This window comes from Streptomyces panaciradicis, assembly GCF_023516615.1.
Taxonomy (GTDB): Bacteria; Actinomycetota; Actinomycetes; order Streptomycetales; family Streptomycetaceae; genus Streptomyces; species Streptomyces panaciradicis.
Window position 1 is genome coordinate 1 of the sequence record NZ_JAMGBF010000153.1, and the last position, 21,898, is coordinate 21,898.

Annotated in this window: 19 protein-coding genes and 1 riboswitch; of the genes, 10 read left to right on the forward strand and 9 right to left on the reverse strand. The window is 72.3% G+C overall.

Going from position 1 to position 21,898, the window contains the following annotated elements:
* Nucleotides 1–1,396 (forward strand): DUF5691 domain-containing protein (locus M8J74_RS36185; RefSeq protein WP_249840493.1); only part of this gene is annotated, 1,396 nt, incomplete at its 5' end.
* 71 nt (nucleotides 1,397–1,467) lie between these two features.
* On the opposite strand, the gene icmB is transcribed toward M8J74_RS36185, so the two are convergent.
* The gene (gene icmB, locus M8J74_RS36190) at nucleotides 1,468–1,884 is read right to left on the reverse strand and encodes a coenzyme B12-dependent isobutyryl CoA mutase small subunit (protein WP_249840494.1); all 417 of its coding nucleotides are present in this window, start codon (nucleotides 1,882–1,884) and stop codon (nucleotides 1,468–1,470) included.
* A gap of 377 nt (nucleotides 1,885–2,261) precedes the next feature.
* Between icmB and M8J74_RS36195 the strand changes: the two genes are divergently transcribed.
* The gene (locus M8J74_RS36195) at nucleotides 2,262–3,125 is read left to right on the forward strand and encodes a lipase family alpha/beta hydrolase (protein WP_249840495.1); all 864 of its coding nucleotides are present in this window, start codon (nucleotides 2,262–2,264) and stop codon (nucleotides 3,123–3,125) included.
* 225 nt (nucleotides 3,126–3,350) lie between these two features.
* Entirely contained in the window at nucleotides 3,351–4,853 is a 1,503-nt protein-coding gene (locus M8J74_RS36200) for a M23 family metallopeptidase (protein WP_249840517.1), read from the forward strand.
* 58 nt (nucleotides 4,854–4,911) lie between these two features.
* On the opposite strand, the gene pcrA is transcribed toward M8J74_RS36200, so the two are convergent.
* Nucleotides 4,912–7,395 carry a DNA helicase PcrA gene (gene pcrA / locus M8J74_RS36205; RefSeq protein ID WP_249840496.1) on the reverse strand — a complete coding sequence of 828 codons (2,484 nt, stop codon included), beginning with the start codon at nucleotides 7,393–7,395 and terminating at the stop codon, nucleotides 4,912–4,914.
* A 242-nt stretch (nucleotides 7,396–7,637) separates the two neighbouring features.
* Nucleotides 7,638–7,809: riboswitch (cyclic di-AMP (ydaO/yuaA leader) on the forward strand.
* Between the two features lie 8 nt (nucleotides 7,810–7,817).
* Here pcrA and M8J74_RS36210 point away from each other — a divergent pair.
* Nucleotides 7,818–8,984, forward strand: coding sequence for a C40 family peptidase (locus tag M8J74_RS36210; RefSeq protein ID WP_249840497.1), 1,167 nt, complete (start codon nucleotides 7,818–7,820; stop codon nucleotides 8,982–8,984).
* A gap of 58 nt (nucleotides 8,985–9,042) precedes the next feature.
* Here M8J74_RS36210 and M8J74_RS36215 read toward each other — a convergent pair whose 3' ends face one another.
* Nucleotides 9,043–9,396, reverse strand: a complete 354-nt coding sequence (locus M8J74_RS36215; RefSeq protein ID WP_249840498.1) for a hypothetical protein — start codon at nucleotides 9,394–9,396, stop codon at nucleotides 9,043–9,045.
* Nucleotides 9,397–9,806: 410 nt separating this feature from the next.
* Between M8J74_RS36215 and M8J74_RS36220 the strand changes: the two genes are divergently transcribed.
* Nucleotides 9,807–10,880, forward strand: a complete 1,074-nt coding sequence (locus M8J74_RS36220) for a C40 family peptidase (protein WP_249840499.1) — start codon at nucleotides 9,807–9,809, stop codon at nucleotides 10,878–10,880.
* Between the two features lie 3 nt (nucleotides 10,881–10,883).
* On the opposite strand, the gene M8J74_RS36225 is transcribed toward M8J74_RS36220, so the two are convergent.
* The gene (locus M8J74_RS36225) at nucleotides 10,884–11,603 is read right to left on the reverse strand and encodes a LuxR C-terminal-related transcriptional regulator (RefSeq protein ID WP_058923691.1); all 720 of its coding nucleotides are present in this window, start codon (nucleotides 11,601–11,603) and stop codon (nucleotides 10,884–10,886) included.
* The gene (locus M8J74_RS36230) at nucleotides 11,600–12,892 is read right to left on the reverse strand and encodes an ATP-binding protein (RefSeq protein ID WP_249840500.1); all 1,293 of its coding nucleotides are present in this window, start codon (nucleotides 12,890–12,892) and stop codon (nucleotides 11,600–11,602) included. Before M8J74_RS36230 ends, M8J74_RS36225 begins: the two co-directional genes overlap by 4 nt.
* 179 nt (nucleotides 12,893–13,071) lie before the next feature.
* On the opposite strand from M8J74_RS36230, the gene M8J74_RS36235 reads away from it, so the two are divergent.
* Nucleotides 13,072–14,487 (forward strand): PspC domain-containing protein, encoded by a 1,416-nt coding sequence (locus M8J74_RS36235; RefSeq protein WP_249840501.1) that lies wholly within the window; start codon nucleotides 13,072–13,074, stop codon nucleotides 14,485–14,487.
* The gene (locus tag M8J74_RS36240) at nucleotides 14,474–14,725 is read left to right on the forward strand and encodes a hypothetical protein (protein ID WP_249840502.1); all 252 of its coding nucleotides are present in this window, start codon (nucleotides 14,474–14,476) and stop codon (nucleotides 14,723–14,725) included. Before M8J74_RS36235 ends, M8J74_RS36240 begins: the two co-directional genes overlap by 14 nt.
* A 44-nt stretch (nucleotides 14,726–14,769) precedes the next feature.
* On the opposite strand, the gene M8J74_RS36245 is transcribed toward M8J74_RS36240, so the two are convergent.
* Nucleotides 14,770–15,297, reverse strand: a complete 528-nt coding sequence (locus M8J74_RS36245; protein ID WP_058923695.1) for a DoxX family protein — start codon at nucleotides 15,295–15,297, stop codon at nucleotides 14,770–14,772.
* A 150-nt stretch (nucleotides 15,298–15,447) separates the two neighbouring features.
* Nucleotides 15,448–16,737 carry a hypothetical protein gene (locus M8J74_RS36250; RefSeq protein WP_249840503.1) on the reverse strand — a complete coding sequence of 430 codons (1,290 nt, stop codon included), beginning with the start codon at nucleotides 16,735–16,737 and terminating at the stop codon, nucleotides 15,448–15,450.
* Between the two features lie 192 nt (nucleotides 16,738–16,929).
* Between M8J74_RS36250 and M8J74_RS36255 the strand changes: the two genes are divergently transcribed.
* Nucleotides 16,930–17,814, forward strand: coding sequence for a DUF4429 domain-containing protein (locus M8J74_RS36255; RefSeq protein ID WP_249840504.1), 885 nt, complete (start codon nucleotides 16,930–16,932; stop codon nucleotides 17,812–17,814).
* Nucleotides 17,815–17,837: 23 nt separating this feature from the next.
* On the opposite strand, the gene M8J74_RS36260 is transcribed toward M8J74_RS36255, so the two are convergent.
* A complete protein-coding gene (locus M8J74_RS36260; protein ID WP_058923698.1) occupies nucleotides 17,838–18,647 on the reverse strand; it encodes a class II aldolase/adducin family protein in 810 nt (269 codons plus the stop codon).
* Nucleotides 18,648–18,815: 168 nt separating this feature from the next.
* On the opposite strand from M8J74_RS36260, the gene M8J74_RS36265 reads away from it, so the two are divergent.
* Nucleotides 18,816–19,442 carry a hypothetical protein gene (locus M8J74_RS36265; RefSeq protein ID WP_249840505.1) on the forward strand — a complete coding sequence of 209 codons (627 nt, stop codon included), beginning with the start codon at nucleotides 18,816–18,818 and terminating at the stop codon, nucleotides 19,440–19,442.
* A gap of 49 nt (nucleotides 19,443–19,491) precedes the next feature.
* Nucleotides 19,492–19,980, forward strand: a complete 489-nt coding sequence (locus tag M8J74_RS36270) for a pyridoxamine 5'-phosphate oxidase family protein (protein WP_249840506.1) — start codon at nucleotides 19,492–19,494, stop codon at nucleotides 19,978–19,980.
* Nucleotides 19,981–19,995: 15 nt separating this feature from the next.
* On the opposite strand, the gene guaA is transcribed toward M8J74_RS36270, so the two are convergent.
* The gene (guaA, locus tag M8J74_RS36275) at nucleotides 19,996–21,570 is read right to left on the reverse strand and encodes a glutamine-hydrolyzing GMP synthase (protein ID WP_249840507.1); all 1,575 of its coding nucleotides are present in this window, start codon (nucleotides 21,568–21,570) and stop codon (nucleotides 19,996–19,998) included.
* Nucleotides 21,571–21,898: the final 328 nt, after the last annotated feature.

Consider the following 21,898-nt stretch of genomic DNA (forward strand, 5'->3'; position numbering starts at 1 on the left):
GGACCCGCGCCCCCCGCTGCCCGCGGCGGCGGCACGCCGGCTGGCACTGCTGCTCACAGACCGTCCCGGAACGGGCGGCGGCCGCAGAGGCACCGCCCCGGACCTGATGGAGCTGCTGCCCCAGTGGCTGGCGACAGCGAACGCCCGCGGCTTCGCCCCGCCGCCCGAGATGCTGCCCGCGCTGCTGGACGCGGCCCGGGGGCGTACGGATCTGCGCCCGGCGGCGCTGGCGTTCGCCGGGCCGCGCGCGATATGGCTCGCCCGGCTCAACCCGGACTGGCGGTTCGCCCTGCGTGCCGCGCCCGGCGGGGGCACGGCGCTGCCGCGGCTGGAGGACGAGGAGCGGACCCGGCGGCTGTGGCAGGAGGGCCTGTTCGCGGAACGCGTCGCCCTGCTGTCCGCGCTGCGCGCCCGGGAGCCCGCGGCCGCGCGGGAGTTGCTGGCGACGACCTGGCCGACGGAGCGGGCCGAGGACCGCCTGATGTTCCTCGACTCGCTGCGCACCGGCCTCGGCCCGCGGGACGAGCCCTTCCTGGAGCAGGCGCTGGCCGATCGCAGCCGCAATGTCCGGGCGACGGCCGCCGAGTTGCTCTCGGCGCTGCCCGACTCGGCCCTCGCGGCGCGGATGGCGGTGCGGGCCGGGGCCTGCGTCGCCGTCGATCACACCGGGACCGCCCCGACGATCGTCGTCGAGGCGCCGCACGAGTGCGACGCGGGCATGGAGCGGGACGGAGTCGTGGCGAAGGCTCCGGCCGGACGGGGCGAACGATCCTGGTGGTTCGGGCAGTTGGTCGAGGCGGCGCCGCTCGCGGTCTGGTCCGGCCGGCTCGGCGGGCGGACGCCCGCGCAGATCGTGGCCCTGCCGGTGGCGGACGACTGGCAGGGCGAACTGCACGCCGCGTGGTGCCGGGCCGCCGTACGCCAGCGGGATCCCGCCTGGGCGCGGGCCCTGCTCGGCGCACCCTCGGCCCCGGAGGCGGGCGGGCCGGGGGCGGTGTCCCTCGCCGAGCGCGCCAAACTCCTCGGCACACTGGCCGCCGGCGAACGGGCCGACTGGGTCGCCGGGTTCATAGCGGCGCACGGACTGTCCGAGGCGTTCCAGCTGCTCGGGGTGTGCGCGGTGCCCTGGTCCGCGCCGCTCGGGCGGGCCGTGGTCGACGCCCTCAACATCGCACGTGACGCGGGGAGTTACCCATGGAGCTTCAGCGGAGTGATGGGCCTGGCCGAGCGCTGCCTCGACCCCGCCGAGGCGAGCCGCCTCGACGGCCTGCTGGCGGTCCCGGCCGAGACGGAGGAGTCGTCGCCGGGCGCGGGCGGCTACTGGGCGGAGGCGTTCCAGCGCCTGGGCACGACCCTGCGCCTGCGCGCGGCGATGGCGCAGGAGCTGGGGGCGTAGGAGCCGGGGGCGCAGGGCGGCACGGCCTCAGGGACGGCCGCCCCCGGCCACCCGCAGCTCGGGACGGGGGGCTACGCCTCCGCCGGCTGCCTGACGTTGGCGCGCACCCAGTCCACGATCGACTGGGTCGTCGCCCCGGGGGTGAAGATCTCCGCGACGCCCTTCTCCTTCAGCGGCGCGATGTCCGCCTCGGGGATGATCCCGCCGCCGAAGACGAGGATGTCCTCCGCCTCCCGCTCCTTGAGCAGGTCGATCACCGCCGCGAAGAGCGTGTTGTGGGCGCCCGAGAGGATGGACAGGCCGATCGCGTCGGCGTCCTCCTGGATCGCGGTGCCGACGATCTGCTCGGGCGTCTGGTGGAGCCCGGTGTAGATGACCTCCATACCGGCGTCGCGCAGTGCCCGCGCGATCACCTTGGCCCCTCGATCGTGGCCGTCGAGCCCCGGCTTGGCCACCACCACGCGGATCGGACCGGCTGCCACACCCATCACTGCCTCCATGAAGCGACTGCATTCATCCCTACCGACAAGTACTGCCGTACCCACATCGGGCGGGGAAGTGAACGAACGTTATCGCCAGCATCCCGCAAGCGGCCGTTTCACGGTGCGGACCGAGGGGGAAATCACACGGTGGGACACGTTCGCAGCGCACCGTTCCGAGTCTTTGCGGCACAAGGGCCGCAGCGGGAGCAGGCGCAACGGGAGCCGCGACGAGGTCGCCGCACCACCGTGCCGCGGGCCGCGCGCCGCGGAGGTGCGGTGCGTCGGTGCTGCCCGAAAGGCATCGCCGACACCGTCGCCGCGACATCCCACGAGGGCACACGGGGGTCGGAGCCGTCCTCCTGCGTGCCGACAGGAGGTCGGCCATGAAGGTCACCAGGGCAGTGCAGCCCTTTTTCCCGTTCTGCCAGCGGCTGCTCCCGATCAGACTGGCGGGACTCTCCGTGGCCCTGCTGAAGGCGACCGCCCTGGAGCTCGCGATCCTCGCGGGTCATCTCCTGCTCTACCCCTCCGGCATCACCCAGGAACGCCGCATACCGGCATCGCTCCCCTCCCCCGACGGCGCCGCGCAGCTGCCGACCGAGGCCAGGCCGCCGGTCGTGCTCCTGCACGGCTTCATCGACAACCGCTCGGTCTTCGTGCTGCTGCGCCGCAGCCTCGCCCAGCACGGCAGGCAGCAGGTCGAGTCGCTCAACTACTCTCCGCTGACGTGCGACATCCGTAGCGCGGCCGAGCTGCTCGGCCGGCACATAGAGGAGATCTGCGAGCGCACCGGCAGCCCTCGGGTCGACGTGGTCGGGCACAGCCTCGGCGGGCTGATCGCCCGCTACTACGTGCAGCGGCTCGGCGGCGACTTCCGGGTCCGCACGCTGGTCACGCTGGGCACCCCGCACTCCGGCACCAGCGTGGTGCCGCTGGCGAACGCGCACCCGATCGTGCGGCAGATGCGTCCCGGCTCGGAGCTGATCGAGGAGCTGAAGCGGCCCGCGCCGGGCTGCCGTACGCATTTCATCAGTTTCTGGAGCGATCTGGACCATCTGATGGACCCGCTGGAGACGGCCTGCATCGACCACCCCGACCTGATGGCACAGAACGTGCAGGTGAGCGGGATCGGGCATCTCGCCCTGCCGGTGCACCCCGCCGTGGCCACCGGGATACGCCAGGCCCTCGACGCCGATCGGACGGGAGCCGAGGCCGCCGCCCGCCCGGGCGGCCTGACAGTCGCCTGAGAGCCCGCTGACAACCGGCTGACATCGAACGCATTTCGAACACAAGGCCAAAGCCGCGCCCGCACTCCCCCGAAACACGGCCGAATGCCCGTTTCCCGCGCGCCCGAAACCAGTTGAAGATTGTCGCGCCCGCATACCGCCGGGTACAGTCGCCGCACTGCTCTGGCAGCCCCTGTTGTCGAGGCGAAAGAGAAGTTGGTGAACGACCGTCACCCGTCGGGGACCATGACCACCCCGGCTCCGGCTTCCGACGCCGCCTCCGCGCACTACGCGTCGTACGGCACCCAGGAAGCCCAGTACGGCGACTTCACCACGTACGGCGGTTACGACGCGAGCGGTTCTCCCACCGGCGCGCACGCGACGACGACCTTCGCCGCGGACCCCCTCTTCGGCAACCTCCCCGGCGACACCACCGGCTCGTACGACACGGGCCACTGGCCCGCCGGCGACCACCAGGCCCCGCACTACAACGCGTACGCGGCCCAGCACGCCGCCTACGACACCGGCGCCTACGAGACGACCGCCTGGACCGGCGAGTACCAGCAGCTCTCCGCCATCCCACCGCAGACCACCGGGAACGACACCTCCGGCCACTGGGACGCGAGCGCCTGGCTCCAGCCGGACCAGGCCGCCGCCGCCAACGACCAGACCCAGCACTGGGAGTGGGGCACCCAGGCCTTCGACACGGGCGCCTACGACGCCACGCAGTGGAACTCCGACGGCGAGGCACCCGCGGCAGGCGAACCGTTCGGCCGGCAGGCCACGGCGGTCTTCGAGCAGGTCGAGCACGGCGGGTACGAGGACCACCCCCAGGACGGCCACGAAGAGCACCAGCAGGACGGCTACGAGGAACACACGCACGACGGGTACGAGGAACAGCCGTACGCGGACGGCGAGTTGACCGCCACGGGCGAGCTGCCTGCCGAGACGCCGCTGCTGGACGACCAGGAAGAGACGACGCCCGCCCCGGCGTCGCGCGCCGCCGCCCGCAACGCCTCCCGCTCCCGCCGCCGTACGCCCCCCAAGCGCTCGGCGCTGCTGACCATCGCCGTCCCCTCGGCCTGTGTGATGGGGGTCGCGGGCATCGCGGCGGCCTCCGTCGGCACCTTCTCCTCCGACGACGGCGCGGCGACCGCCTCGGCCGCGCAGGCGGTGAAACCGGCCGCCGCCAACAACAAACTGGACTCCCAGCTCGAGAGCCTGTCCGCGGGCGCCGACGACTTCGCGGACCGGGCGAGCCGGACGCAGGAGCGCATCGACCTCAAGGCCCAGCAGGAGGCCGAGAAGAAGAAGGCGGCGGCGGAGGCGGCCCGCAAGGAGCGGCTGCGCCCCAAGTACGCCCTGCCGGTCGCCCAGCGGGGGCTCAGCGCCTACTTCGGGCAGGCCGGCATCAACTGGATGTCCGTGCACACCGGCATCGACTTCCCCGTCTCCTACGGCACGACGGTGATGGCCGCGACCGACGGCACCGTCCGCACGCAGTGGAACAGCGCCTACGGCAACATGCTGATCCTGACCGCGAAGGACGGCACGGAGACGTGGTACTGCCACCTCTCCTCCTACCGCGTCCCCTCCGGTACGACGGTGAAGGCCGGCCAGCCGATCGCGTACTCCGGCAACTCGGGCAACTCCACCGGCCCGCACCTGCACTTCGAGGTGCACCCGGCGGGCGGTGCGGCCATAGACCCGCTGCCGTGGCTGCGCAGCCACGATCTCGACCCCACGTAGGCGTCCCCGACCGCCCTACGAGCCCCCGCTCCCGGCGAGCAGCGGGGGCCGTTGTGCGTCAGAGCTTCTCGACCGGCGCGTACCGCAGCAGCAGCCGCTTGGGCTTGGCGTCGCCGAAGTCGATCGTCGCCTCCGCGTTCCCGCCCGTGCCCTTGACCGCGACGACCGTGCCGAGCCCGAACTGGTCGTGCGTGACGCGGTCGCCGACGGCCAGGGAGACCACCGGCTTCTCGGACGTCCGCCGCGTGGCGAAGCCGGACGCGCCCGACGCCGAGGAGCGCGAGCGGGAGGACGACAGGGAGGCGGCCACTCCGGACGCGGGCCCGGAGGAGACGGGGGACGTGGCGCCCGTGCGCTTCCAGTCGACGTGGTGGGCCGGGATCTCCTCCAGGAATCGGGAGGGCGGGTTGTACGACGGCTGGCCCCAGGCGCTGCGCAGGGAGGACCGGGTCAGGTACAGCCGTTCCCGCGCGCGCGTGATGCCGACGTAGGCGAGCCGCCGCTCCTCCTCCAGCTCCTTGGTCTGGCCGAGGGCGCGCATGTGCGGGAAGACGCCGTCCTCCATGCCGGTGAGGAAGACCACCGGGAACTCCAGGCCCTTGGCGGTGTGCAGGGTCATCAGCGTGATGACTCCGGAGCCGTCCTCCTCCTCGTCCGGGATCTGGTCGGAGTCGGCGACCAGGGCCACCCGCTCCAGGAAGTCGGCCAGCCCCGCGGTGGTCTCGCCCTCCGCGGTCTCCTGCTCGAACTCCAGGGCCACGGCGGCGAGTTCCTGGAGGTTCTCGATCCGGGTCTCGTCCTGTGGATCGGTCGAGGCCTGCAACTCGGCGAGATAGCCGGTCCGTTCGAGCACCGCCTCCAGGACGGTCGCGGGGCCCGCGCCGGAGTCGACGATCGTACGGAGGTCCTCCATCAGCGTGTTGAACTTCTTCACGGCGTTGGTGGACCGGGCGGCCATGCCGTACGCCTCGTCGACGCGGCGCAGCGCCTGCGGGAAGCTGATCTTCTCGCGCTGCGAGAGGGCGTCGATCATCGCCTCGGCGCGCTCGCCGATGCCCCGCTTGGGGACGTTGAGGATGCGGCGCAGCGGCACCGAGTCCTCGGGGTTGGCGAGGACCCGGAGGTAGGCCAGGACGTCCCGGACCTCCTTGCGCTCGTAGAAGCGGACGCCGCCGACGACCTTGTAGGGCAGGCCGACGCGGATGAAGACCTCTTCGAAGACACGGGACTGGGCGTTGGTGCGGTAGAAGACGGCGACGTCGCCGGCCTTCGCGTCACCCGCGTCGGTGAGGCGGTCTATCTCGTCGGCGACGAACTGCGCCTCGTCGTGCTCGGTGTCGGCGACGTAGCCGGTGATGCGCGCGCCCGCGCCGGCGTTGGTCCACAGGTTCTTCGGGCGGCGGGACTCGTTGCGCTCGATGACCGCGTTGGCGGCGGACAGGATCGTCTGGGTGGAGCGGTAGTTCTGCTCCAGCAGGATCGTCGTCGCGTCCGGGTAGTCCTCCTCGAACTGGAGGATGTTGCGGATCGTCGCGCCGCGGAAGGCGTAGATCGACTGGTCGGCGTCACCGACGACGCACAGTTCGGCGGGCGGGAGGTCGTGTTCGTTCGGCGGGACGTCCTCGTCGTGCGCGCCGGTGCCCACGAGCTCGCGCACCAGCGCGTACTGGGCGTGGTTGGTGTCCTGGTACTCGTCGACCAGGACGTGGCGGAAGCGGCGGCGGTAGTGCTCGGCGACGTCCGGGAAGGCGCGCAGCAGGTTGACCGTCGTCATGATCAGGTCGTCGAAGTCGAGGGCGTTGGCCTCGCGCAGCCGCGACTGGTACAGGGCGTAGGCCTGGGCGAGGGTCTTCTCGAAGCCGTCGGTGGCCTGTGCGGCGAAGTCCTCCTCGTCGATCAGCTCGTTCTTCAGGTTGCTGATCTTGGCGCTGAAGGACTTGGGCGGATAGCGCTTGGGGTCGAGCTCCAGGTCCCGGCAGACCAGGGCCATCAGGCGCTTGGAGTCGGCGGCGTCGTAGATCGAGAACGAGGACGTGAAGCCGAGCTTCTTGCTCTCGCGGCGCAGGATGCGCACGCACGCGCTGTGGAAGGTCATCACCCACATCGCGTTCGCGCGCGGGCCGACGAGCTGCTCGACGCGCTCCTTCATCTCGCCGGCGGCCTTGTTGGTGAAGGTGATCGCGAGGATCTGGCCGGGGTGCACGTTCCGCGAGCCGAGGAGGTGGGCGATGCGGTGGGTGAGCACACGGGTCTTGCCGGAGCCGGCGCCGGCCACGATGAGCAGGGGGGTGCCGGCGTGCACGACGGCCGCGCGCTGGTTCTCGTTCAGCCCGTCGAGGAGCGCGGCCGGGTCGATCGCCGGGCGCGGGGCGCCGTCGCGGTAGTGGGAGTCCCGGTCCGGCGGCGCGTCGAACTTCCCGCCGAACAGATCGTCCGGAACGGGCTCCGGTACATGATCGTCCTCGGGCGGCGGCGGGGGCTCCTCGTGGCCGCGGGGGGCCTGGAGGTCCGCCAGGAAGCTGTCGTCAAAGAGGCTGCTCATCGCTCTCCGAGTCTAGGGGGCCCCACTGACAGCCCGCCGCCGCCCTGAGAACATCGCCGGATCCGATCGCGCCGCGCACGCTGCGCACGCCCTTGTCACCGTCCGTGTGCGGCGGCGGAAGGTTGACCGAAGGTCACGAAAATGTATCGGGCATATCGAACATCGTCCTTCACAGGGGCCACACGAGTTGGCTACCGTTCCGCGCAGGCCATACGACCCCCACCGGCGAACGTCGCCGGGCCGCGTGGCCTCCGCCGAGTCCGGGGCGCCGCCGCGCCGTCCGGAGCCGGGGACCCAACCGACCTTGGGGTGAATCGGCCCGACCCCCCTGCGGGGAGCGGACCGTAGGGCAACCCTTCCGAACCACCCGCCCGAACCCGACAGCTAACTCGGTAGGCGGAATATGGAAGGAGTCGCCTCCCTTGGCGTCGCACCGCAAGTCGCGCCCCGCGGGAACGCGCGTAGCAGGCATACGCACCCCCGCTCTCGCCACGGCCGCCCTCACCTCCGTGGCACTGCTGTCCCAGACGGCCACCGCAGCACCCTCCGCCGACGGCAAGCCCAGCCTGGAGGAGGTCGAGAAGAAGGTCGACGACCTCTACCGCCAGGCCGAGTCGGCCACCGAGAAGTACAACGCGGCCAAGGAGAAGACCACCAAGCAGCGCAAGCAGGTCGACACCCTCCTCGACGACGTCGCCCAGCGCGCCCAGAAGCTCAACCAGGAGCGCGAACAGCTCGGTTCCTTCGCCGCCGCCCAGTACCGCACCGGTGCCGCCGCGCCCGACACGGCGACCTTCTTGCTCGCCGACTCCCCGCAGGACTACTTCGACCAGACGCAGCTGATGGGCCGACTGACCTCACGTCAGAAGAGCGCGGTCGACGACTACTTCGCCGAGCAGTCGGCGACGATGAAGAAGCGCGAGGAGGCCTCGCGGAGCCTTGAGTCGCTCACCCGGACGCAGAGCGACCTGCAGACCGCCAAGTCCACGGTGCAGCGCAAGCTCAGCTCCGCGCGCGAGCTGCTGTCGAAGCTGACGGCCGAGGAGAAGGCGCGGCTCGCCGAGATCGAGAAGCAGAAGCAGGAGGAGGCCGCCCGCAAGGCCGCCGAGCTGGCCAAGCAGCAGGCGGCCGCGCAGGCCGAGGCGGCGGCCGCCACCCAGGACAGCGGCTCCACGTCCGGAGGCGACACCGGTACCGGAACCAGCACCGGCACCTCGGACTCCACGTACGCCACCAAGGCGGCGAAGGCGATCGCCTTCGCCCGCGCGCAGATCGGCAAGCCGTACGTCTGGGGCGCCACCGGCCCCGGCTCCTACGACTGCTCCGGCCTCACCCAGGCCGCCTGGAAGGCCGCCGGCGTCACGCTCCCGCGCACCACCTACGACCAGGTGAACGCCGGCACCACCGTCTCCCTCACCGACGCACAGCCCGGCGACCTGATCTTCTTCTACGACGACATCAGCCACGTCGGCATCTACATCGGCAACGGCATGATGATCCACGCCCCGAAGCCGGGCGCGTACGTCCGCGAGGAGTCGATCTACTACGGCGGCGAGTCCATCATCCACAGCGTGGTGCGGCCGGCCTGACGCACCAGGGGGCGTACGGCGTTCACCGTGCGCCCCACCGCACCCCGATGCGCCCGTGTCAGGTCCAGAGCACCGCGATGAAGATGTTCGCCGTGGTGAGCGCGCCCACCAGCCCGAACATGCTCTTGTCGACCGTCTCCTCGTCCCGCTTCACATAGACCAGGCCGAGGATCACGATCAGCAGGGCCAGCTTGATGCCGATCTTGACGTTGTTGACGTGATGGTCGTCGGCCTGGTTGAGGCCGACCAGGATCGCGCCGGTGACCAGCATGGTCAGCGCCCCGTGCAGCATGCCGGGGACGAAGCGGGCCGTGCCCTGCCCCATCGCCTTCATCTGGGTGAGGAAGCCGCCGAGGAGCGCGGCGATGCCGACGATGTGCAGGCCGACGAAGAGATGGATGAGTACGTCCATGAGGCCGGAGCTTAGACAGCGGTGTCCGGGGCCTTCGACACCGGCCCTCTCCCGCCGGTGGATCTCGCATATATGCGCCATAGCACCGCGGCGGCCGGAGCCACGCGGAAACCGTCACATCGGTCAGCGCACCGCGTGAACCCGACGGCGCAGGGCCCGGATCGCGGTCGGATGCGGTCACCCGTCGCCTCACTCACGGCACTTCCGCACAATGCGTTACCGGACCGACACAGCCGGGTTTAGCGTCCTCCCCCAGGTGACCGGCTCCCCACCGCCGCCCGGGCCAGGGGCGGCAGTCGGCCACCACCGCCGAGAAGGTCCGGCGGCGGTCCGCTTCCCCTGTGCGGCCCGCCGCCGGACGCGTAAGCCGCCCCGCAGGGGGTGGTCGTACGAAAGGACGTGCAGTCCAGGTGGCAGCGCATCGCAAGCCCGGTCGGAGATCAGCGCTGGGCGGCAGCACCGCCCGTACGGCCTTCACGATCGCCCTGGCGGGCGCCGCGACCGCGACGGCCTTCGAGGGGACCGGACAGGCCGAGCCCCAGCTGACGCCGGCGCAGGTCAAGGCGAAGGTGGACCGGCTCTACCAGGAGGCGGAGACCGCCACCCAGAAGTACGACGGCGCCAAGGAGAGGGCGCGGGCCGCCGAACGCCGGCTGTCGACCCTGCGGGACGAGGCGGCGCGCAAGACGGAGAAACTCAACTCGGCGCGGGACGCGCTGGGTTCGATCGCGGCGGCGCAGTACCGGGGTGGCGGCCTGGACCCGGCGCTGCAGCTCGTCCTCTCCAGCGACCCGAACCGGTACCTGGACGACGCCGAGTTCGTCGACCGGGTCGGCACCCGGCAGGCGGCGGCCGTCGCGGACGTACGCCGACAGCTGCGGGACGTCGAGCAGTTGCGCGGGACCGCCCGCGTCGAACTGACCTCGCTGAAGGCACGGCAGGCCGAACTGGCGCGGCAGAAGAAGACGATCACCGGGAAGCTGGACGCGGCACGGCGGCTGCTGTCCGGACTGTCCCCCGAGGAGCGCGCCCGGATCGGCCTGGACGGCGGCGGCACGGGCCGCGCCTCCCGGTCCGGAACGGACGGACGCGTCGGCCTCCAGGCCCCCGGCTCGGCCACGGCCCAGGCGCCCGACTCCCGTGCCGCGGCCGCCGTCCAGTACGCCTACTCCAAGCTCGGCAGCCCGTACGTGTGGGGCGCCACCGGCCCGGACGCCTTCGACTGCTCGGGCCTCGTCCAGTCCGCGTACCGCTCCGCGGGCGTCTCGCTGCCCCGCACGACGTACGCGCAGATCGACGCCGGCCGGCGCGTTACGCGTTCCGAACTGCTCCCGGGCGACCTGGTGTTCTTCTACTCGGGCATCAGCCACGTCGGCATCTACATCGGCAACGGGCAGATGATCCACGCCCCGAACCCGGCGGAGCCGGTGAAGATCGCCCCCGTCGACGAGATGCCCTTCGCGGGCGCGACACGGGTGGTGTGAGTCTCAGACCAGCCGCCGGGCCGTCGCCCACCGGGTCAGCTCGTGCCGGTTCGACAGCTGCAACTTCCTGAGCACCGCCGAGACATGGGACTCGACCGTCTTCACCGAGATGAACAGCTGCTTGGCGATCTCCTTGTAGGCGTACCCGCGGGCGATCAGCCGCAGCACCTCGCGCTCGCGCTGGGTGAGGCGGTCCAGGTCCTCGTCGACCGGCGGGGCGTCGGTGGAGGCGAAGGCGTCCAGGACGAAGCCGGCCAGCCGCGGCGAGAAGACGGCGTCGCCCTCCTGCACGCGAAAGACGGAGTTCACGAGGTCGGTGCCGGTGATCGTCTTGGTGACGTAGCCGCGGGCGCCGCCGCGGATCACGCCGATCACGTCCTCCGCCGCGTCCGACACGGACAGCGCGAGGAAGCGCACCGGCCGCTCGGCGTCGGCCATCAACGGGGCGCAGCGGCGCAGCACTTCGACGCCGCCGCCGCCCGGGAGGTGGACGTCGAGGAGGACGACCTCGGGGCGGGTCGCGGTGATGACCGTGACCGCCTGGTCGACGTCCGCGGCCTCGCCGACGACCTCCACGCCGGTCTCGTCGGTCCGGCCGATCTCGGCCTGGACGCCGGTACGGAACATGCGGTGGTCGTCGACGAGGACCACGCGCACGTGCCGCTCGCCGGCGCTCCCGCCGGTCGGTTCCACGGGCTCGTTCGCCTCGGTCGGATCGCTCATGACGTCTTCTCCGCCCTCTCCATCTCCAGCTCGACCTCCGTGCCGCCGTCGGGCACCGCGCGCAGCCGCGCCGCGCCGCCGTTGCGCTCCATGCGGCCGATGATCGATTCTCTGACGCCCATGCGGTCGGCGGGTATCGAGTCGAGGTCGAAGCCGGGACCGCGGTCCCGCACCGACACGAACACCGTCTTGCCCTCCACTTCGGCGTAGACCTGCACCGCGCCTCCCTCGCCACCGTACTTGGCGGCGTTGACCATCGCCTCGCGCGCGGCCTGCATCTGCGCCGCGATCCTCTCGTCGAGCGGGCAGTCGCCCACGACGACGACCTCGATCGGCACGCCGTGCTTGTCCTCGACCTCGGCGGCGTTGCGCCGGACCGCGTCGGCGAGACTGGCGGGCTCGTCGGCCTCGTCCTTGCCGGTGCCCTCCGGTTTGTACAGCCAGGTGCGCAGGTCGCGTTCCTGGGCGCGGGCCAGCCGGCGCACCTCGCCGGCGTTCTCCGCGTTGCGCTGGATCAGGGTCAGGGTGTGCAGCACGGAGTCGTGGACATGGGCGGCGACCTCGGCGCGCTCCTGGGCGCGGATGCGCATCAGGCGTTCCTCGGACAGGTCCTGCGTCATGCGCACGAGGTAGGGCCCGGCCAGGAGCGTGATCCCGACCAGCACCGCGAGGGCGGCCTGAAGGACGGAGCCGAGGTGGGCGGCGGAGCCCTGGAGGACGAAGATGCCGGAGACGCCGGCGGTGACGAGGAGGACGCCGCCCGCGGCGCGCAGCAGGGTGAGCGTGCGGCGGCGGCGGCCGACCTCGACCCAGCGGGCCCGCCGGGCGTTGTCCGCCTGGCGCCACACCAGGGCGACGCCCGCGCCGACGAGGACGGCGGGCCACAGATACGCCTTGACGCCCCCGCTCAGCTTGACGTTGCCCACGAAGACCAGGGCCAGCACGACCATGAGGAGCAGCGCGACGATCTGGCCCCGGTCCGGTTTGCGGGCCACGAGCCGCCGGCGGCCGTCGGGCGAGGTCTCGGTGCTGACGAGCGCCGGGGGCTTCTGCCCGCCGACGCCGCCGACGCCGAGCGGTACGAAGAACCAGAACGCGGCGTACAGCAGCGCGCCGAGGCCGTCCGCCATGAACAGGCCCACGAAGACCAGCCGGACCCAGATGACGGGCAGTCCGAGATGCCCGGCGAGCCCCCGCGCCACACCACCCAGCCAGCGTCCGTCGCTGCTGCGGTAGAGCTTGCGCGGCGGCCGCGGTTCGACGAGGGGCGCTGCGGCGGCTTCCGGCATGCCACCGATCCTCACACGACGGGCCGACGGGGACATCAGGGTCGGCCCCCGAGACTCCCCTGATCTTCGGCGGCGCGGCTCTTCGAGCGCTTTCCCGCAGCGGGCTCAGGGGCGATATCAGGGTCGGTCCAGGGTCGTCCCGACTCCCGCCGGGGCGGCCCGCCCGTCACCATGGAGCCATGACAGATCACGAGCGCGCCGCGACGGGTCCGGGACCCGGCTCCGGCCCGCGCCCCTCCCCGGGCGCCGGGCCGCAGGATGCCGCGCCCGCCGCGCACGCCCCGACGGCCACCGGCCCGGAACCCGGCGCGGCCCCCGGCGCCGCGCCGGACGCGGGGGCCCCGTTCCGGCGCGACCGGCGGTACAAGATGCTCGCCGGAGTGTGCTCAGGGCTCGGGCGGCAGTGCGACATGGACCCGGTGATCTTCCGGATCACCCTCGTCGTGCTCTCCGCGACCGGCGGCATCGGCCTGATCTTCTACGGCTTCGTGTGGCTCCTCGTCCCGTTCGAGGACGACGAGGAGAACGAGGTCCGCAAGCTGCTCACCGGCCGCGTCGACGGGCAGGCGCTGACCGCGGTGCTGTTCGCGCTGGTCGGCTGCGGGGTGTTCCTGACGATGCTGAGGAACGGCGGGGTGCTGGCCTTCGCCGTCGTCCTCTCCCTGCTGCTGGCGGGCGCCGGCTACTGGTCGCGCGGGCGCGGCGCCCCCGACCCGGACCCGCTGGCCGCGCAGGCCGTCGCCGACGCCCCGCCGGAGGCCCAGGCGCCGCCCGTCCCCGCCTCCTACCCCTCGTGGTGGCGCGACCCCATCGTCAAGGACGGAACGCACGTCGGCGGCACCGGCTACCTGTGGGGTCCGACGGATGCACGCGACCGGGACATCGCCGACATCGGCCTCGGCCCCTCCTGGACCGACCGCAGGGACCTCCGCTCGCAGCGGGTTCCCGCGCCGAGGCCGCGCGGCCCCCGCTGGATCGGTGGCTGGATCTTCCTGCTCGCTCTCCTCGCGGGCGGCCTCGGCACCGCCGCCACGTGGCACGACCACGCGCTCGGCACCAGCCTGCAGACCGGACTCGCCTGGGCGCTCGTCGTCTTCGGCCTCGGCATAGCGGTCAGCGCCTTCCTGGGGCGCACGGGAGCGGGATCGGTCTTCCTGGCCGTTGTCACGGCAGCGCTGCTCGCCTCGTCGGCCGCCCTGCCCAAGGACATCGGCACGCACTGGACGCGCACCACCTGGCAGCCGGCCGCCGTGGCGGACGTGCGCGACGGTTACGAGCTCGGCAGCGGTGTCGGCACCCTGGACCTGAGCCGGCTGCGGCCGGCGAAGGGGCAGACGGTGACCACGCGTGCCGAGGTCGGGGCGGGCCGGCTGCGGGTGATCGTGCCGGAGGACGTCACCGTGCGGCTGACGATCGAGGTGGGCGTGGGCGACATCCAGTTGCCGGGAGACAGAAGGCAGGACGTGGACGTGCAGCCGGGCAAGCACAAGGACGTGACCCTGACACCGGTCGAGGGCGGCGGGAAAGCCGGCACCCTCGACCTCGACCTCCAGGTCGGCCTCGGTCAGGCGGAGGTGAGCCGTGCTGCGTCATGAGTTCCAGCCCGGCAGGCTGGTCGCCGGCTGCTTCCTCGCCCTCGCGGGCGTCGTCTACGCCGGGGACGCGGGCGGCGCGTGGGAGACGCCGTGGTTCGCGGTGATCCCGCTCGTCGTCGGCGGGCTGTTCCTCGCCGGCGTGGTGGGGCTGATCGGCCGGGGCGTACGCCGGCGGAGGGCGGCCCCGGCCGGCGGGGAGAGGGCGCCGGTGGGCCCGGGGGCGGAGCCGCCGCGGTAGCGCGCGGCGAAGGCCGCCCGAGCAACGCGGAGCGCCGCCGCGCCCTAGTAGCCCGCCGTCCGCCTCCGTCGCCGGGTGCGGAGGGCTGCGTCCAGGGAGAACATGGGGGCGCCCGCGAGGACGAGCGGGAGCCAGGCCATCAGGTAGGCGAGGTCGTTGCCGTAGTAGTACGGGTCGTTGGCCCAGCTCACGGTCATCCACAGGCTGAAGGAGATCAGCGCGCCGCCGAGCGCCGCGAGGCGGGCCAGCAGGCCGATCAGGGTGCCGATGCCGACGGCCAGCTCACCGAGGGCGATGGCGTAGCCGAAGCCGACGGGGTTCTTCAGAGCCAGGTCGACCAGGGCCGGGATGGCCGAGGAGTCGCGGACGGAGCGCATCGTCTCGCCGATCGAGCCGGCGCCGGAGGACTTCATGAAGGCGCTGTTCGTGAGCTTGTCGAGCCCGGCGTAGATGAAGGTGACGCCGAGGAAGACGCGCAGAGGGAGAAGGGCGTAGCGGGCGAGGTTGTCCCGCCAGCCGCGTTCGTCGTCGAGGTGGGGGGTGTACGTGTCCGTGCGCATGCCGTGAGTCATCGCTGTCGCCTCTCGCCCGTCGGGCCGGGACCCCTTGACAGACGATACGTACGCAGGGCCGGGGCCGCTCAAACTGTTCGAGGAGTTTTCCGTCCAGGCCCCGACGAGTCGGCCGAAGCGGTCACTTCGCTGTCACTCGCCTCATTGTTTTCAGTCCGTCACATCGATCGCATACCGGTTCGTCTCCACCCCGGCCGCCGTGACCACCTGCACCTCGACCCGGCCGGGCTCGACGTCGGCCGGGACCGGCACCGTGAGCACCGCGTCGGTGGGGTTGCGGAAGCCGCCGGCGACCGGGACGAGCGGGACGTGCACGTTCACCGCGCCGATGCGCACGACCATCCGGGACAGCCGGTCGGCGCCCTGCGCGCCGGGCGGTACGAAGCCCGCGCCGCGGATCTCGATGTCGTCGCCGGTGCGGATCGGGCCGTCGAGGTCCCCGGCCTCCCGGGCGCGCACCACGGAGAGGATCACCGGGCGGCCGCCCTCCGCGTACTTGCCGGCCAGGTAGGTCGCGGCCGACACCAGCACCACGACGGCCAGGCCCCACGGCAGGTCGGGCAGCTGGTCGGGGCGGCGGGCCAGCCGGACCGCCGAGAACAGCAGGGCGACGGCGCTGATCGCGACGTACTGGATGTCGGCGAAGGTGCCGCGTCCGGCGTCGTCGGTCAGCAGGTCGGCCGCGCGCGGCCGGTCCGCCCGTACCTTCTGCAGCCGCTGGCCGAGGACCCGCAGCCCGACCACGCGCCGGACCAGGACGGCGATGCCGCACACCACGGCTAGGACGGTCACCACGCCCGCGCCGCGGGCGAGCGCGAGGCCGGAGAGGAGGGCGTCGCGCTCGGCGTGGCCCGAGGCGGCGGCGAGGCGGCCCGCCAGCACGAGCACGGCGTAGGCGACGAAGAGCACCCAGGCCGCCGCCACGGTGCGCGAGGTGGACAGGCGGTTGTCCTCGCCGATCACCGGGGCCAGGGCGCCGCCGCGGGCCCGGTGGAACCACGACGCGGCCGTGAGCGCGGCCGCCACGAGCAGGGCCGCCAGGAGTCCGGCGGTGCGCGCCGAGGTCCAGCCCGCGCCGATCGCCGTCAGGGCCTGCACCAGGAGCAGCGCCGTCACCAGCGCCCACACGGCGACGGTGGTGTACCGCCACAGGCGGGCCAGCCACGCCTCGCCGTCGGCGCGGCCCCGCTCGGCGACGAGTTCCGCGGACTGGGTGAGTTCCTCCGAGACCCACTGGCGGGAGGCCTGGGCGGAGTGGGCCACGGCGGCGGGCACGCCCTGTCCGGCGGCGAAACCGTCGCGCAGGAGCAGGAACTCGGCGACCGCCCGCCGGTGCCCTTCGCGCGCCCCGTGCGGGCAGTCCCCGCAGGCGCAGCCGCCCGCGTGCGCCCCACCGGGCGCGCCCGTCTGCGCGCCCCCTCTCGCCTCCTGCACCGCCACGCCCGACGCCCGCCTTCCGCACGACCCATCGCCTGTCGACCGGCGCGCCTGCCCAGCAGTCGTCCGCCGCCCCGCAACTCCCCTGTGATGACAGCGAATTGTGCCCTACCGCGGTGGGTCCGTGTCCGCCAGGTCCGGTCAGCGCGGGTGAAGCGGGGGCCGTCGTGTTGACCCGGCTGCGAGAATTTCCCTATGGCCGAGATCATCCAGCGGGACGGGACCTGGGCCTTCGACGGCACCACGGTGCGGATCACGCCGGGCCTGCACCGCTCCGTGCCGCTGTTCCGGCAGACGTACGGCGAGGTCTCCGTGCCCCTCGAGGCGATCGCGGGCGTGGTCTTCGAGCCGGAACGCAAGCGGGGGCGGCTGCGGATGCGGCTGCGTGAGGGCGCCGATCCGCTGCTGCAGGCGACGGGCGGACGGCTGCCGGACCCGGCCGACCCCTACCGGCTGGTGGTGGACGCCGACCGGGCCGGGGTCGCGGAGTACGTCGCCGAGGAGATCCGCCGGGCGCTGCTGCTGGACCAGATCCCCAAGGAGCCGACCCGGACGTATCTGCTGCCGGGTCCGCCGGTCCCGGTCTCGGTGCGCTCCTCCGACGGGACGGTCTCCTTCGACGGCGGCCAGGTGCGCATCGACTGGGCCGACACCTCGGACCGGGTCAAGCGGGCGACGGGGCCGCGGATCATCGCCGTCGGCGACCTGGTGCAGGTCGAGTGGCTGCCCAACTCCGGTTACGAGGACGGCTTCCTGCGGTTCGTGACGCGGGAGACGGTGTTCTCCAAGCTGCCGCCGGAGAAGGACCCGTACGCCCTGGACCTGTGGGGCAGCTCGCGCCGCGATCTGCTGACCGCGCTGGTCGCCACCGCGGTCACCGCCCGCCTGCCGCACCCCTCCACCCGGGATGCCGTCGACCGGGCCGACCGGCCGCGGCTCGCCGGCACGCTGCCGCCGTCCGCCGACCACCACGACGTGCTTCTGCGCAGGCTGCGGGAGTTGGGCGAACTCCACCGGGAGGGGGTGCTCACGGACGAGGAGTTCGCGATGACGAAGGCGGCGGTGCTGCGGGGGTTCTAGGGCGACACACGCCCTGGCCGCCCTCAGCTCAGCAGGTCGGGTTCGCTGCGGCTGATGTCCTGCCACATGGGCTGGTAGTTGATCCACGCCACCAGGTCGCCGCCGAGCTGTTCGCGGGTGGCCGACGCCAGTTTGTGGTCGATGAGGAGGGGCCGGCCGGCCGCCTTGGCGGTGAGCTGGACCTGCGCGGAGCGTTCCATGGACACGAACCACCAGGCGGCCGCGTCCACCGAGTCGCCGACCGTCAGCAGTCCGTGGTTGCGCAGCACCAGCGCCTTGCGGGAGCCGAGCGCGGCGGCGACGCGGCGGCCCTCCTCGGCGTCGACGGCGACGCCGGTGTAGGCGTCGTAGAGGGCGTGGTCCTCGTAGAACGCGCAGCTCTCCTGCGTGATGGGGTCCAGGAGGTCGCCGAGCGCGGACAGGGCGCGGCCGCCCACCGAGTGGCAGTGGGCGACGGCGACGACGTCCGGGCGGGCGGCGTGGACCTGGGCGTGCACGGTGAAGGCGGCCTGGTTGACGTGGTAGCGGCCCTCGACGACCTGGCCGTCGGAGTTGGCGAGCACCAGGTCGCTCACGGTGACGTGCTTGAAGGACATGCCGAAGGGGTTGACCCAGAAGCAGTCCGAGAACTCGGGGTCGCGGGCCGTTATGTGCCCGGAGACGCCGTCCTCGAAGCCGAGCCGCCCGAAGATCCGCAGCGCGCCGGCGAGGCGTTCCTTGCGGTGCCGGCGTTCGTCGTCGACCGAGTCGTGCATGGGCGGCATCGCGAACCGCAGCCGGTCGGTCGGGAGCGGCGGGGGCGGGGTGGGTCCGGCGCCGGGGGTCCCGTGCATGTTCTTCCTCCAGCACTGGGTTGCGTTACGGGGCGGAAGTTACCTGCGGTCCGCTCAGGAGAACAGAGATGTTCTGTAAAGATGACGCGCGCAACCGTTCCGGGTGCTCGAGGGTCTGAGATGCGGAACTACAGATTCAGCGTCGTTTTTCAGCCACCGGAGCCCTTCATGAGCCAAGCCGAACGTCACCTCACCAGCCTCATGCGGCAGCTGGCGAACCGGGATCACGTCGAGCTGGTCCACCCCTTCTCCGACCTGAAGAGCTTCGCCGCGCTGGTCTACGTCGCCGAGTGCTTCGGCTTCCGCTACGTCGGCGTCCGCCTCGTCGGCCGCCACAAGGTGCTGCACGTGCACCTGGTCCGCTCGGGCGAGGCCTGGGCGCAGCAGCGCGCCGCGGCCAACGCGGCCGCGTTCCCGCAGGTCGGCGCGGGTGGCGCGGTGCCCGGGATGCACCTGAACTCGCTCACGCCGGTGCCCGAGGCACAGCCGGAGGTCGACCTGCTCACGAAGGTCATCCGGTACGACGCCATGACCGAGGCCGGCAACCCCGTGCAGCTGCGCACCATCGGGGTGGGCGCCGGGGTGCTGTTCCTGCTGCTGGCGGTGGTGACGGGGGTGTACTCCGTACTGCTGCCGCTCGCGGTCCTGACGCCTGCGTTCATGTTCGGCTCGCTGCGCGTGAACACGGCCCGCCGGGCGAAGCTGGCCGCGCAGCTGACGGCGGCGGGCTGCACGCCGGTGCGGGACGAGGCCGGGCGCGAGCGCTTCGTCCGTCCGGTTCCCTATCCGGCGTGACCTCGCATACCCGACAGAAGATGTCGGGTATCGGCGCCACACTCGCCGTATGACAACGAGTCGTACGACAGCGGGCTGGGCGGACTTCGCCGCCGCCGCACCCGAGTTCGCGAAAACCGTCGAGGCCCGGTTCGGCGCCTTCACGCACCACGTCCTGGCGACCCTGCGCACGGACGGCTCCCCGCGGACCACGGGCCTTGAGGTCCGCTTCCTGAACGGGGAGCTGTGGCTGGGGATGATGCCCCACTCCCTCAAGGCCCTGGACCTGCGCCGCGACCCGCGGTTCGCGCTCCAGGCGAACCCGGGGGAAGGCCAGTCCATGGGCGGCGGCGACGTCCGGATCGCCGGCCGGGCGGTCGAGGTCGAGGACGCCGCGACCAAGGCCGCCTACGCCGAAGAGGTGGAACCGCCGGAGCCGTTCCACCTCTTCCGTGCCGTGCTGACGGAGGTCGTGCGGACCTCCGTCGAGGACGAGAAGTACCTCGTCGTCCAGGTCTGGAAGCCCGGCGAGCCGGTGCGCACGATCAAGCGCACCTGAGCCCCGTCAGGGGGCTCACTCCCACTCGATGGTGCCCGGCGGCTTGGAGGTGACGTCGAGGACGACCCGGTTGACGTCCTTGACCTCGTTGGTGATGCGGGTGGAGATCTTCGCGAGGACGTCGTACGGCAGACGCGACCAGTCGGCCGTCATGGCGTCCTCGGAGGAGACCGGGCGCAGCACGATCGGGTGGCCGTAGGTGCGGCCGTCGCCCTGGACGCCGACCGAGCGGACGTCCGCGAGCAGGACCACCGGGCACTGCCAGATGTCGCGGTCGAGGCCGGCCGCGGTCAGCTCCTCGCGGGCGATGGCGTCGGCCTCGCGCAGCAGGTCCAGGCGCTCCTTGGTGACCTCGCCGACGATGCGGATGCCGAGACCGGGGCCGGGGAACGGCTGGCGCTGGACGATCTCCTCCGGCAGGCCGAGCTCCTGGCCGACCATCCGGACCTCGTCCTTGAACAGCTTGCGCAGCGGCTCGATGAGCTGGAACTCGAGGTCCTCGGGCAGGCCGCCGACGTTGTGGTGGGACTTGATGTTCGCGGTGCCGGTGCCGCCGCCGGACTCGACGACGTCCGGGTAGAGGGTGCCCTGCACGAGGAACTCCACCGCCGGGCCCTCGTCCGCGATGATCTCCGCCTGCGCCTGCTCGAAGACGCGGATGAACTCGCGGCCGATGATCTTCCGCTTCTCCTCGGGGTCCGAGACACCGGAGAGGGCCTTCAGGAACCGCTCCTCCGCGTCCACGACCTTCAGCTGCACGCCGGTCGCCGCCACGAAGTCCTTCTCGACCTGCTCGGTCTCGCCCTTGCGCATCAGGCCGTGGTCGACGTACACGCAGGTCAGCTGGGAGCCGATGGCCTTCTGGACCAGGGCCGCGGCCACCGCGGAGTCGACACCGCCGGACAGACCGCAGATGGCACGCCGGTCGCCGACCTGCTCGCGGATCGCGGCGACCTGCTCCTCGATCACGTTGCCCGTGGTCCAGGACGGGGTCAGGCCCGCGCCCCGGTACAGGAAGTGCTCCAGGACCTGCTGGCCGTGCGTGGAGTGCATGACCTCGGGGTGGTACTGGACGCCGTAGAGCTTCTTGTCGTCGTTCTCGAAGGCGGCCACCGGGACGACGTCGGTGGAGGCCGTCACGGAGAAGCCCTCGGGGGCGGCGGAGCAGGCGTCGCCGTGCGACATCCACACGTGCTGCTCGGCCGGGGTGCCCTCGAAGAGAGTGGAGGACGCCTTCGACACGTGCAGGTCCGTGCGGCCGTACTCGCGCGCGCCGCTGTTGTCGACGGTGCCGCCGAGGACCTGCGCCATCAGCTGGAAGCCGTAGCACATGCCGAAGACGGGGACGCCGGCCTCGAAGAGCTCGCGGTCGAGGCGGGGGGCGCCCTCCTCGTACACGGACGAGGGGCCGCCGGAGAGGATGATCGCCGCCGGGTTCTTGGCGAGCATCTCCGCGACCGGCATGGTGCTCGGCACGATCTCGCTGTAGACCCGGGCCTCGCGGACGCGACGGGCGATGAGCTGGGCGTACTGCGCGCCGAAGTCGACGACCAGAACGGTGTCGGTGGCGGCTGGGGTCGCTGATGACACGGGTTGCCTTCCGGCGGTGAGCGAGGGTGTGTGTGCGGCCGAGTCTACCGGGCCCGGCGGGGCCCTTACCTGGGCGAGCTCCCGCAGGTCCCGTCTCAGGATGCGAACCGTCTTGGACACCCCCGCGCGGCACGGCATACTGACCGCATGCCTCAGCACACGACCTTCCTCTTTACCTATGGCGACCGGCCCACCGGCTGCCATGGTCGTGCCGCTTGAGCAACTGACGAGCGACTTCCCAGGCGCCCCGGGCCGACAAGGTCCGGGGCGCCTGCCGTTCGCGGACCCTGCCGATCCGGGGCACCTGCTTCGACCCTTCGAGGAGCCC